At 33.4% G+C, this 12,092-nt stretch carries 11 protein-coding genes and 1 pseudogene; 6 read left to right on the top strand and 6 right to left on the bottom strand.

Annotated features, from left to right (window positions below):
- Positions 1-151: 151 nt before the first annotated feature.
- A pseudogene (locus BU804_RS17445) lies at positions 152-328 on the bottom strand (transposase); the annotation flags it as partial.
- A gap of 1,229 nt (positions 329-1,557) precedes the next feature.
- Between BU804_RS17445 and BU804_RS04385 the strand changes: the two are divergent.
- Both BU804_RS04385 and BU804_RS13255 read left to right on the top strand, forming a co-directional pair.
- Entirely contained in the window at positions 1,558-1,791 is a 234-nt protein-coding gene (locus tag BU804_RS04385) for a hypothetical protein (protein ID WP_039358342.1), read from the top strand.
- A gap of 111 nt (positions 1,792-1,902) precedes the next feature.
- Entirely contained in the window at positions 1,903-2,070 is a 168-nt protein-coding gene (locus BU804_RS13255; protein WP_158025018.1) for a hypothetical protein, read from the top strand.
- 406 nt (positions 2,071-2,476) lie between these two features.
- Here the strand turns inward: BU804_RS13255 and BU804_RS04380 are convergent, their stop codons facing one another.
- Positions 2,477-3,253, bottom strand: a complete 777-nt coding sequence (locus tag BU804_RS04380; protein WP_075883129.1) for a hypothetical protein — start codon at positions 3,251-3,253, stop codon at positions 2,477-2,479.
- A gap of 369 nt (positions 3,254-3,622) precedes the next feature.
- On the opposite strand from BU804_RS04380, the gene BU804_RS04375 reads away from it, so the two are divergent.
- A complete protein-coding gene (locus BU804_RS04375; RefSeq protein ID WP_075883128.1) occupies positions 3,623-4,450 on the top strand; it encodes a hypothetical protein in 828 nt (275 codons plus the stop codon).
- Positions 4,451-4,534: 84 nt separating this feature from the next.
- Here BU804_RS04375 and BU804_RS04370 read toward each other — a convergent pair whose 3' ends face one another.
- A complete protein-coding gene (locus BU804_RS04370) occupies positions 4,535-5,440 on the bottom strand; it encodes a DUF6492 family protein (protein ID WP_075883127.1) in 906 nt (301 codons plus the stop codon).
- A gap of 172 nt (positions 5,441-5,612) precedes the next feature.
- On the opposite strand from BU804_RS04370, the gene BU804_RS04365 reads away from it, so the two are divergent.
- Together BU804_RS04365 and BU804_RS04360 are read left to right on the top strand one after the other, a co-directional pair.
- Positions 5,613-6,848, top strand: coding sequence for a hypothetical protein (locus BU804_RS04365; RefSeq protein ID WP_075883126.1), 1,236 nt, complete (start codon positions 5,613-5,615; stop codon positions 6,846-6,848).
- Between the two features lie 59 nt (positions 6,849-6,907).
- A complete protein-coding gene (locus BU804_RS04360) occupies positions 6,908-7,891 on the top strand; it encodes a tRNA dihydrouridine synthase (protein WP_226996131.1) in 984 nt (327 codons plus the stop codon).
- A 400-nt stretch (positions 7,892-8,291) separates the two neighbouring features.
- On the opposite strand, the gene BU804_RS04355 is transcribed toward BU804_RS04360, so the two are convergent.
- From BU804_RS04355 to BU804_RS04345, 3 genes are all read right to left on the bottom strand, one after another.
- Positions 8,292-9,065: an SDR family oxidoreductase gene (locus BU804_RS04355; protein ID WP_075883131.1), complete on the bottom strand. Its 774-nt coding sequence runs from the start codon at positions 9,063-9,065 to the stop codon at positions 8,292-8,294.
- 40 nt (positions 9,066-9,105) lie between these two features.
- Positions 9,106-10,311, bottom strand: a complete 1,206-nt coding sequence (locus BU804_RS04350) for a hypothetical protein (RefSeq protein WP_075883124.1) — start codon at positions 10,309-10,311, stop codon at positions 9,106-9,108.
- Positions 10,312-10,403: 92 nt separating this feature from the next.
- Positions 10,404-11,201, bottom strand: a complete 798-nt coding sequence (locus tag BU804_RS04345; RefSeq protein ID WP_075883123.1) for an inositol monophosphatase family protein — start codon at positions 11,199-11,201, stop codon at positions 10,404-10,406.
- 503 nt (positions 11,202-11,704) lie between these two features.
- On the opposite strand from BU804_RS04345, the gene BU804_RS13755 reads away from it, so the two are divergent.
- Positions 11,705-12,092 (top strand): hypothetical protein (locus tag BU804_RS13755; protein ID WP_193427205.1); only part of this gene is annotated, 388 nt, incomplete at its 3' end.

Here is a 12,092-nt window from a genome sequence, read left to right as displayed (position 1 = left end):
AAATGAGGTCCCAGTAAATTCCAAACTCTGTCGGATATATCATGTCTTCTGTGCGCTTCCATAAGATGCTCCATTGATGAGCGTAGAAGAGTAGCACATTTAAGCATTTATTTTATTTCTCCTGACTACACTATCTAGCATTAATATCAAATTAATGTAGCTTTTCAATGGGTTTGCGATCATCAAGTTTGCCACTTGTCAACTTAAATGCGACAATTTCTGCGTGGTGATTAATCACAAGAGGGAGCTTAAACCCAAAGAACCAGCCGACGGTTGTTTTTCCCCATTTAGATTGCTCTTTAAAGACACGATGGGAAAAGGCACGTTTGACACAGGCAACCCGTTAATACGGTAGAGTCTATCAATAAAATCCCTTCACAGATCTCTTGATGTTCTTGGATCAAGCAAAACATAGGAAAAAATACTTGAGGTTTAGTTAAACAAATCTTGAGTATCCAACAAGATGAGGAAATAAATATTTTAAAGTTGTTTTTACATGGTTTAAGTAGAAGTATTTAAATGCTCCGTCATTGGAACGATGAAAATGAAGCAAAATCGTTAGCACTTCACTTAAAGGTATTCTAAAAGTTTTTTTGCGGATTTTTCTTTTTGTATACTCCATTTGTTTTTGGAAACACATTTGGTGAAATCTGTTAGAAAAATCATTAATAACACAAAACAGTTTGATTATCTCTATCTCACTCATTTTGGCCTCTTTCCTTAGTTTTTGTTCTGGAAAACAAAATCTTCTAACAGAAAAGAGGCCTTTTTTTAACAAAAATCCCTCAGAAGGTAGCCGGAAGATAGCTTACGTTAAACTGGCGTTAATTTAGGATCACATCTTAGCTAATTTAGTCAGCATAAGAATTTTCCAATGCCATCATTAACATCGTGACCAGAATAGTCAGTCTGTTTTATGCCAGTCACACTTGGGCCAATCCAAGTATAGCGGTTTTTCTCTACCACTTCTTAAAGTGGGCCAAAAGGAGAGAGAACAGGATCAAAATGTCTAGCGAATAAAATTTTAATTGGTGCTGGAGGACGTTTTTTTATTCTTAAAACTTACTTGAAGGGGCGATTGAATTGGCTCTCATTTAGATCCTAACCTTGTCGAGTAGGAAGCTAAATTAATTCTATCTCATCTCCTAAACACAGGAAATTACGTCGTAATAGAACTATTAGTTTTTTCAAATCTTTCGTGTAATAAGAAAAAGAATGAATGGAAGACTAAATTTTGACGCGATTTTGCACGTAACCAGACTGGCTTTTCAATTCACTTTAAAGTAAGAAATAAGGATGAGGATGGAATAAAATATCCATTTGTAATTCTTTATTTATTTGTCTAGGGTCTTCATTGCATTAGATTTGTGAATGATTTAAAAATTATTTATATTAAAGAAAAAATCAACTTTTCAATTCGCTTGTGTATAAATTGGCGTATCCGCTAATGTGACTTCTACTAAGGGGCTGGCTTATGTTTTCCTCTTTTTTTAGACCCTTTCAATGTCAGTTTAGTTTGATCTTTTTCCTTAATTGAATCTATTTATCAGGAGAAATATGAGCAATTGTAGTCGAAAGCATTTACAAGAGGTTTTAGATAAAAATCCATCTTGTTATGTGCTCATTACCTGCGGAGAACCAACAGAAGATGGACAAATGCAAGTCGAAATGACTTATGAAGGTGATGTTACGTTGGCTTCTTATCTTTTACAAGGTGCACAATTGTGCATAGATCAAGAAGAAGAAGAAGCGTGTATACAGTCTGCGCCAAAAATTCAGTTAGTAAAATAAACTTTCTTGGTTAAAAGTAAGCTCTTTAAAATCCGAAATTAAAATTTCGGATTTTTTTCGCCAAGGGATTTGATCCATATTTCCTAATTATTTTAATAACTAGGTAAAAAGATGTTGGATAAAGCTATTGGGAGCCCTAAGCATGTTATTCGAGCCAAAGCTATTGGTATTATTTGCTTTGAAAATCGCCTCCTTGTTTGCGAAGTTTTAAATAATGAAGGGGTGCTTAAAGATTGGTGTTCATTAGGAGGTGGGGGTAGAATTTGGAGAAACCTTTGAAGAAGCTATTCGCAGATAAATTTTTGAAGGGTTAGGATGCCAGATTACTATTTTTAATAATTCAACAGTTTGTGAAAATATCTTTGAGCATTATGATATAAAAGGACATGAAGTAATTTAATCCTTCCATTTCTGCTTCATGATTCAGAAATTTATCAAAAATAAAGATCTCAAATTAAATAAGATAACGGTTTTTTTATATTGGGTAGAGTAAGTAGAATCAAATTGTTTTAAAAAACAGAGGCGATTTTATTTCCTTTATCGCTTCTTTCCAAAACTGAAACATTAAAGTAAAAGTCATTTTTTTTAATTTTCTTGAAAATATTCCATAAATCCCTTGCCAACAGCAAATTTTTCTAAAATTCTATTGAATAGAGATTGGATAATTGAGTTGCAAAGAAACTTTTTATTTTAGTTTAATTTCTTGATTTTCTAACGCTTTAAAAATTTCTAAGGCGTAAGCTTGGCTTTCTGGTCGAAGAAATGGCATCGCTTTTTGTAAATAACCTTCTCTTTTTTCCTTCCACTTTTCAGTATCAATAAAAGTGATTTTGTTTTGATAGGTGAAAGGCATATTGTGAAGCATAGAGTCTAAACCCCTAAAACAAAAAACAACAAAGCAAAGCTCTTTCAATAATTCTTCTTGAATATGTTGGTAATGAAGCGCGACTTCTCCCATTGGATCTACCCCACCTCCACAAATATCCATTTCTTCCACAATTAAAATATAAGTTTGCTCTTTCGTTTTCGAATCAGAAAACTTTTTTGGAAGAGGATATAGCCATTTTTTAGGAACGATAATATGGTTTATATGATTGCGTATAATAAATTGGCTCAGTGCTTTCGCACCTGATGTTCTCTTTAAGTAATTGTTTAACTGTTTTTTAGCTGAAACTGTATTTTGAAATTTCTTAAATAAATAATTATTTACAGTTGGATGGCGAGCTACCATTAACTTGCGATGAACGCGATCAAGCACTTGGAATCCTGAGAGATGCCACTCTCTGGGAGAATCAAACATGTTTGGAGTTTGAAAAAGGTTTTTTAAGGGAATTTGTAATGGGTGATTTTTAGGTAGTAAGTATTGCTTTATTTCACATTCTCTAGCATTTAAGGCTGGGAAAAGATAACAGAAAGATACCACCATTATTAGGTAGATTGAAAAAATTATCGTTTTTTTCATAGACCTCTTTTTGAAAAAGTAGTTTTGTCCGTCAGCATTTTTTATAAGGTAAAAGTTAATAACATGTACTGGAAATAAAGTCATTCCTTCAAATTTTCTATGTATTTTTTATTGTGCTATTTAAGTAAATTAAAGATTTATCCTCGTTATTTTTGAACGAATAATAAAGATCAATTTTTTAACTTATCTCTGAATAGGCGTTTTTTTTTATTCGATAGTATTAATTGCACTAAAAGATTAAACTTTTAAACCATCTATTAAATTGAAAATTTTTTTTAGCTTAATTTCTAAGGGTTCAGATTAAGTGTTTAGAAAATATAAATTCAAAAAGCAAGTAGCTCGGTTGTAAATCTCACATTAGGTTTTAGTATGTTAAATCTTCAGTCTAAACTTTCATTTTTTCATTTTTTTTTCATTTTTCTGATTGTTTTTGGTGAATTACCTGCCCAACTAGACCTACAAAAACAAGAAAAAAACACTTGTCAAAACAAATCTCTTGAACCATATTTACTTCCTCGCAGACATCCTTTACACGATGCTTTAAAAATGATTTTTAAAGATTCAAAAATGTTTAAATCTTCTGATCATTTTAAACAAGCAGGTTTTAAAGTCATTCATGGTCACCGTAAACTTATGGTGGGATCCCATTATTATGTACAAGGTTATTTGTTTAAGAAATTTCCAAATAGTATGACGCAAGAGAAACAGCTCGAAAATTTTATTAAGCGTCTCCAAGGGGCAGAAATTTTGCGTCAATACGTTTTAAAACATGGATTTAACCATCTGGTGGTGCCAAAAAAATGGCTTTATAGGTTACCCAAATCATTTTCTCAGGGTGATAAAGATCCATCTTACCTTTTAATTGTTGAAAACATGGACATTTATAATGATTACAAAAATCCGAACGGAATGTGCATGCAAATGTACTATCATATGAACATTGATGTATTGACAGAGCTTTGTACTGTTTTACATGCTGTGGGAGGATGTGATGCCTTTCCTCGCAATCAACCTTTTACAAAATCTGGAAAAATTGCCTTTGTAGATACTGAGCATGTAGGGAAAATGAAAGGACATTTTCTTAAGCATATCGTTCCAGCTTTAAATCCTGATATGCAAGCTTATGCTGTTGCTTTATGGAATAAGCTTGAGCAAGAGGAGCAAGAAAAATCTCATTTTCAGAGAGTTAGCCCTTAAATTTGTTTTTGGGCTCATAAAAATATTCAATGCATTTCTTAGTTTACAGAAATATAAGGCGAGAAATGCATTTTCTATCAATTATTATTGAGTTCCATAAATACTTGGCCATTTACCAATCATATAAGTATGAAAAGAGACAAAGTGATATCCATCTCTTTTATAATAAGCCCAATCAGCTAAATGAGCACTATTAGCCCATATTAAAGGGCGAATTTGAACTTGATCAGTGTGCCTTAAAGCATAATTATAATAAATTTCGTATTCGGAAGCGCCTTTCTTTTCTGCTTCTACATCCACACAGTTACAGAAAGCAATCCAAAAAGCTTTTTTATGGTAATTCTCAACTGTTTTGAACATCTCTTTTAAAATGGGTTTTTGAAAGAGCATATGATGACAAACACTATAAACTTCTGGATAAATTCTTTGGTAATCGGGAAGTAGTTTTTCTGCATGTCTGAAATACGGTTTTTTACCTGGAAAAGGGCTGACGCAAAATAAACCTCCATGCCTCTCATTAATAAAGCTTACAGGATTCATAAAAAGGGTGTCGGCATCGATGACTAACACATTAGAAGAAATATCGGGGATAACAAAAGCGGAATAAAGCTTGAGAAGTTGTTGAAAATACCAGCCAGCTCCTCGTCCTGTTTTTTTAAAAAAAGTCTCTGCCCTTTTTTTGTCTCCTCTCCCAATGACTTTTGTAATAGTGTCTTTGCTGAAGGGAAATTGATGTTCGTCAAACCATTCGGCACAGTCTGTTAATTTAGTTTCGGAAACCACAATTACACGTCTAATTAAAGCACCATTATCTTTAATTCCTTGAATGCAATAATCCAGGGTATTTCTATCTTTTGGATGAGAAACAATCACGACATCGATAGGATCGGCTTTAAGAGGATAGATTTTTTTGAGAGAGTCTTTTTTTTCAGCGTAGAGAAAAATATTTATACACATGAAAAATAAAATGTATAATAAGCGTTTATTCATACAAGCTCCCCGTCATTTGTCTTGAATCTTTTATAATCAGAAGAGTTATTAACAATATAAAGGTTTTTCGTAAATAAGATTTCTAGAACGGAACAACATTGTATTTTTATGGATATGATTTTTTAAAATTAAATTGCTCCAGCTGTTTAAAAAAAGATAACCCAGGGCTAATATGTTATTGTTAATTCTATTTGCATTTCTGATTGGGATAGTTACTGTCCTTTCTATTCCTATGTCTTCTATTTTATCGAGGTTAGACCTTTCAGAGAAAAATAAAAAAGAGAAATTGATGGTAGTGACTCTGTCATGGATGGGAACTTTTATAGTCGGCTTTTGGCTATTGACGATCCTAGTAGCAAGATTTGAGATTTCCTTTATCACACTTCGCTACACAGCAGTTTTATGGATTGCTTTTTGTGGATTGGTATTAGTTTTTCCGACTTTTACTTCTTTATTTGCTAAGTTTTTAGAAATTTCTCTTCAAAGTTTTCCTCAAATTTTTTCAGTAAGCTCGAAATATAATGGATTATGGGGAGGGGTATTAGGTTTTTTATGGAGTCCTATTGCTTGGTTTTTTTTAGCTCCTTTAGTTACTTTTGTAACATCAATTGATACAATTTTTATGCTGTTAATTCTTGCCTTGGTTTACGCCTTAGGAGTTTCTTTTTCTCTATGCCTTTTTTTATATGACTTACATGTCAATAAATTAACTATGATTCAGTTAGGAGAAAAACTGAGGTTGGGAATGGGTTTGGGGTTGATCATTTTAGCGGTTATCTTAGCCTTTAATTGGAATACATTTTTTGGGCGCACAGTGTTACATGATTTGCCTGATGTGCAAATTGAGAATCATCAATCGGCTAATCAGCAATTTAGGTCCTTTGATATTGATCATCCAAATTTTCCTAATCTTTCTAGTAACCCTTTTTCCAATAAACTGGTTAAAACTTCTGTTGAAATCACCCCTGATATTTATTTAGGGTATGAACAAGAGAATTCTTTCATGCAAATGCCCCAACTTCTTCCAAATATCATTTACTTTTATAAGGATATTTTTGATGCAGTAAGTTTAAATCAGGTGGCTTTACGAGGAAAATGGGAAGCCCATGAACGGGATATTCTTTCGCAATCGCAGTCTTCTCAGTTAAAAGTTAATTTTCAAGCAGAACAAGTTTATGTTTTGCTAGGAGGAAAAAGTTTTTCCCCTATCCAATTAATAATTGACGGGAAACCTTTAAAATCAGAATACTATACGAAAGATATGAATGAAAATGGTGAAATTTTTGTGAATCAGGAGCGTCTTTATCAACTTTTAGATTTAAAAAGTAGATTAGAAAGACACGAATTAATACTCACAATTCCTCAAGGAATTAAGGTGTATGCATTCACATTTGAAGCTAACCATTGATATTATCCTGAATATTGCATTTTTTTTATTTTTTAATTCAACACTCGTTTTATGATGTAATGATGACTTTTCTTCCTAAAAATTCTTTTGGTTGTCCTTATTTGATCCTTGCCCCTATGGAAGGAGTTGGAGATCGCAGTTTTAGAAAAGCTATGGCATCAGTGGGGGGATTTGACGAAGCTTGCACAGAATTTATGCGAGTGCCCAGTAATGCTCATGTTCCTAGTTTAGCCAATCGTTATGAAGCGAATGAAACTTTTCCCATTCCCCAAGCTGCGCAATTGATGGGTTCGGATCCAGAGCTTATGGCAGAAATGGCAAGAGCTGTAGAAAGGCGAGGAGCTCAGCGTATTGATTTAAATTGTGGTTGTCCTTCTAATACAGTAACCGGAAGAGGGGCTGGATCTAGTCTACTCAAAGAACCTGATCATTTATATAAAGTTGCTAAATCAATGGTAGAGGCTGTAAGTGTACCTGTAACAGCAAAGCTTCGTTCAGGCTTTACAGACACCTCTTTATTTCATGATAATCTCCTTGCAGCGCAAGCCAGCGGAATCAAATATTTGACACTGCATCCTAGAACAAAAGTTGATGGATATGGACCTCCTGCGAAATGGGAATTAATAGCTCAAGCTAAGCAACTCTTAAAAATTCCTGTTGTGGGAAACGGCGATATTTTAACTGTCCAAGATGCATTGAACATGCTTAAGCAAACAAAATGTGATGGTTTAATGATTGGAAGGGGGAGTGTGATTAATCCTTTTATTTTTCATGAAATTAAAAGTCATTTTTCCGCTCAGCCCTTTGAAAAAAAATGGGATGTATTTAGCCGCTATATCGACGTTTTTACTGAAGATTTAAAAGAAATGTCTGTCAAAGGACAACTTAATAAGTTAAAACAATTAATGAGTTTTTTATTTAAATTTAATAGCAAATTAAGAGGAAAAAAACAAAAAATTCTTACTCACCAGACGGTAAATCCCCAAAGTTTTTTATCTTTTGCCTTGGAAAACTACCAAGAAGATTGGATGGAAGCCAATTAAAATTTTGTAAGCTTAGACGTCCAATTATCGTTGTAATTGAATGTGGCATATTTAATACATTTAATTGTAGTAGTTCAATAATAAGTGACGTGTATTCGGATAAGCATTTTTTATTTAAATTTCGTTAATAGTTCACAAGGGAGTTGGTATATTGAGTACTACCCCGTTGATTTTATTAATTTTAATCCTTCCAGATATTTTGCTTATCTGGCCTTATAGAGCGCTTGGTGGGGGAAGGGGGATACGGCCTAAACGGCATGATGGGAGCTGTTTTCTTAGTCCTGATTGCTTTAATTTTAATTGGCGAAATTTAATAAGTTGAACCTTCTTATATCTGATTCACTTTCAATAAGTAATATCAAAACAAAGGTTTACTTCATTAAAAAAACTTTTCCTTGTTTTATGCTCGATGAATGATCGAAGAAGAGGCTTGACTTTTTGGATAGATCACCATATCAGCAATGTTAACATGGGCAGGACGCGATGCAATAAACAAAATTGCTTCGGCAATATCTGTCGCATTTAAAGCTTCTAATCCTTCATAAACTTTATCAGCTTTTTGCTTATCTCCTGCAAAACGAACCAGACTAAATTCTGTCTTCGCTATTCCTGGGGAAATAAGGGATACGCGAATAGGAGTCGAAATAAGTTCTGTCCTGAGAGTGTCTGTCAAAGCTCTTAAAGCAAACTTTGTAGCACAATAAACCCCACCTCCAGAATAAATTCCGTGACCAGAGGTACTTCCTACATTAATAATATGTCCTTGATCAGCTTTTAACATGGATGGGACAATGAGTCTTGTTGCATTAAGAACACCTTTGATATTTGTATCAATCATCGTGCTCCAATCTTGAGGTTTAACTTCCCACAATTTATCCAATCCCTTAACCATTCCTGCATTATTAATTAAAATGTTTGGTCGTTCAAAATTCTTGTCAAGATCGGATATTTGTTCTTCTAAAAGCTCAAAATTTCCAATATCAGCAATGATACAGTAACTTTTTGTTTGAAATTTTTCTTTTAACTCATTTTGCAACTCTACTAATCGATCTTTTCGCCTTGCGAGCAAAATCAAATGAGCCCCTTCTTTAGCAAATAATCGGGCCGTTTCGGCTCCAAAGCCAGAGCTTGCCCCAGTAATCATAACTGTAGAATTGATGAATAATTGTCCCATTAAAGCTCTTTCTTGCAATTTTCTTAGGTAAGGTGGAAGCTTAACGCCCCCCATTTTTAACTAAACGATCCCAATAAGTCCTCATTTCAGGACTTAAGTATTTTCTAATGCGGTCATAGTCAGGTCCTTTGGATGGATATTCTGTATCAATGAAAGCAAATTGTCCTTTATGCGTGTAGGCGATATTATCTGGCCGATAACTTGAACCTTTGGCGTGGGTAATAATGACATAAAGTTCATGCAAATGCTCTTTTGTGATACCCGATTGCCAAACCTGTAAATTCACATCATGGGGAACTAAATCCATATCATTAACAAGCAGTAAAGCATAATGACGGGTGTGAGAAGCATTTTTTGGTGGCGCTGGATTTTCAGGAAGAGGATAAATCCATTTTGAAGCAACTGTAAAGTGTCTTATTTTTCGATTAGCTATAATTCTAGCAATTTTTTCGGCTCCTTCACAACGTTTAGTCAGCCAGTACCAGCTTGGATGGTTTTGTTTTTGGTCCAATTCATTGTCCATGTAAGCTTTAACTAAATAACCATTTATACTAGGGTGTCTTGCGACATAAACGTAAGAACGAGGACCTTTTCTTAGAGTTTTAAATCCATTAGCATGAAAAGTTTTTTTATCCACAGTCACACGTTTTTTTAAAAAAATTGTATCAAGTGCATTTTTCATAGGATGATTATCAGCAATAAGATAAGGAGCAATTGCTCTTCTTACTTTCTGCGGGATAGCTTTATTTTTCTCAAAATCTTGATTGATAACAGTTTGTTTTGCCCTAATTAAAGCAGTTACATTATTTAGATCAAGCTTTTCTTCCTGATCGATGGCTGTTTCCCATAAAAAACAAAGTAAGTTAAAAGATTGCTTAAAGTTTAAAGCTGCTTCTTTCAGTTGATACAATTGAAGGTTGCTTTTACCTTCCTCGTAAAAAGAATAAGCTTGATAAAGCTGCGTAATAAATGCATTGGATACCTGATTGTTGAGAGAAGCTTGCGTTTGAAAAGCTAATTCCCACAATTTAAGAGCTTCTTGTTCGTCAAAAATGACGCTTTCTTCTAAATTTGTTTCATCTAAACGAGATTGAATTTTTGTATGAAAAGTTAAAGAGCCCAATGCTTGGATGTAATTATCTTGATTTTGGTCAATAGCGACACAAGGAGTTATTATTACTGCAAATAAAAGCAAAAATATTAAGCCGTAAAAACGGTAAAAAGTATTTTTTAAATGATTAAACATATAAACCATGGGGTGAAATTTCGAAAAAATGAAAATGAAATTAACTATATCACTTTAACATAAATTTTTTTTGTCCATCAACATGAAAACAGTTAATGTTTAACGCATTTAAGGAGTTCAGGATGAAGTTGGCGATTAGTGGCTAAAATAGTTGAAGTTGTAAAAAGATTTTCTTTTTCAGGATAAAAAGTCAGTTTGCCTTGAGATTCTTCAATCATCAGCTTCCCAGCTGCCCAGTCCCAAGGATAGAGATGGTTCATCCAAAAAGCATCTAATTTACCGGCTGCTAAATAAGCCAAAGCTAAAGAAGAGGATCCTAAATTTCTTAGAGAAGCGCCCAATAGGGTAAATTCTCTAAGTTGTTCAATAGAAAAAATAGGGTGATCTTTTACATCGTAAGGAAAATTGATGCTAATTAAAGCATCTTTAATAAATTTTGTAGAACTAACTTGTAATTTTTTTCCATTTAAGTAAGCTCCTTGATTTTTTTCGGAAATAAAAAGCTCATTTGTAAAAGGTTGATAAATTACACCACAAACGATTTCCTGTTTAATCATTGCAGCAATGCTAATTGTAAAAATAGGAATATGATGAATAAAGTTGGTTGTTCCATCTAAAGGATCGATAATCCAAAGCACTTCTTCTGGTTCAATCTGATAAGAAAGACCGCTTTCTTCGGCTAAAAACTGATGACTTGGAAACTGATTTTTTATAGATGAAATAATACAATTTTCTGATTGGTTATCATATTCAGTCACATAATTTTGTCTTCCTGGCTTTGTTGAAACTTTTATCGATTGTTTAAAGCCATTTTTTAAGATTTTCGCAGCTTCTAAAGCTGCTTCTTTAGCTGTTAGGGCAAGAGAGGATAAGCCCAAAGGTAAATTCATGAATTTCTCAGTTTTTGTTTAATAACTCTTTTTATCATAACCTCCCCATGGAAAAGGAAACCGTCATGTTTGAGAAATATTTAGTTTTATTCAATTCAAAAGACGCCTTTCTTTAAGCCATCACTGCTTAAATTTTTTTATGTTATGTATCGTTTTATGTTATAGCAAGTTCATCCAATTTATTTTTTCATATAAAAACTTTTCTTTAAAGGTAAAAACCTCGAAATTTGCATCTCGACCAGCTTTAGGATGATAACAAATAGTATAAATAAGCTAAGTTTATCAATTGTTGTTGAGAGAATAAATTTTTTTATCTATGTTTGATGAAGTAGAAAAAGAGTGATCCTCAAGTTGCCCTAAAATAAGACGTAAGCTAAAAATGATTGGTATTGAATTTAATATCTTGGTCCATTGATAAAAAATTTTCTTATCAATAAGTTATCAAGATCGTTTGCTCATTCAATTCCAATAAACATTAACTAAACATTAACGTGAGGTTTAGGATGTTTTCAAGAAATGAAATCATGGCTAAATGTCGTCAAGCTTCTATGCCATACCCTAAAATCTCCTTCTACCAAATAGGTTTTATTGAAATGATTGCAAAACATGTAATATTTGATGACGTTGAAGAACATTTCTGTCTTGATATGTATTTATCAATCTTCAATTCTGACGAAGATGACAATGAAGAAATTTACGACGGAGATGACGATGATGACGATGACGATGATGACGATGATGACGATGATGACGAAGACTATGACGACGATGATGATGACGAGGACTATGATGATGATGAAGACGATGATGACGATGATGATGAAGACGATGATGAAGACGATGATGACGATGATGATGAAGACGATGATGACGATGATGAAGACGATGATG

Origin of the sequence: Candidatus Protochlamydia sp. W-9 (assembly GCF_001950615.1) — a bacterium.
In the GTDB taxonomy this organism is placed as follows: Bacteria; Chlamydiota; Chlamydiia; order Chlamydiales; family Parachlamydiaceae; genus Protochlamydia; species Protochlamydia amoebophila.
The sequence above is the reverse complement of the archived record's forward strand: the minus strand, read 5'-3'. Positions and strand labels throughout refer to the sequence as shown.

Coding starts and splice junctions, on each gene's coding strand:
- BU804_RS04370 (WP_075883127.1), bottom strand. CDS start 5,440: ATGAATAAACGCTTATTATACATTTTATTTTTCATGTGTATAAATATT.
- BU804_RS04355 (WP_075883131.1), bottom strand. CDS start 9,065: ATGGGACAATTATTCATCAATTCTACAGTTATGATTACTGGGGCAAGC.
- BU804_RS04345 (WP_075883123.1), bottom strand. CDS start 11,201: ATGAATTTACCTTTGGGCTTATCCTCTCTTGCCCTAACAGCTAAAGAA.
- BU804_RS13255 (WP_158025018.1), top strand. CDS start 1,903: ATGTTGGATAAAGCTATTGGGAGCCCTAAGCATGTTATTCGAGCCAAA.
- BU804_RS04350 (WP_075883124.1), bottom strand. CDS start 10,311: ATGTTTAATCATTTAAAAAATACTTTTTACCGTTTTTACGGCTTAATA.
- BU804_RS04365 (WP_075883126.1), top strand. CDS start 5,613: ATGTTATTGTTAATTCTATTTGCATTTCTGATTGGGATAGTTACTGTC.
- BU804_RS04380 (WP_075883129.1), bottom strand. CDS start 3,253: ATGAAAAAAACGATAATTTTTTCAATCTACCTAATAATGGTGGTATCT.
- BU804_RS04385 (WP_039358342.1), top strand. CDS start 1,558: ATGAGCAATTGTAGTCGAAAGCATTTACAAGAGGTTTTAGATAAAAAT.
- BU804_RS04360 (WP_226996131.1), top strand. CDS start 6,908: ATGATGACTTTTCTTCCTAAAAATTCTTTTGGTTGTCCTTATTTGATC.
- BU804_RS04375 (WP_075883128.1), top strand. CDS start 3,623: ATGTTAAATCTTCAGTCTAAACTTTCATTTTTTCATTTTTTTTTCATT.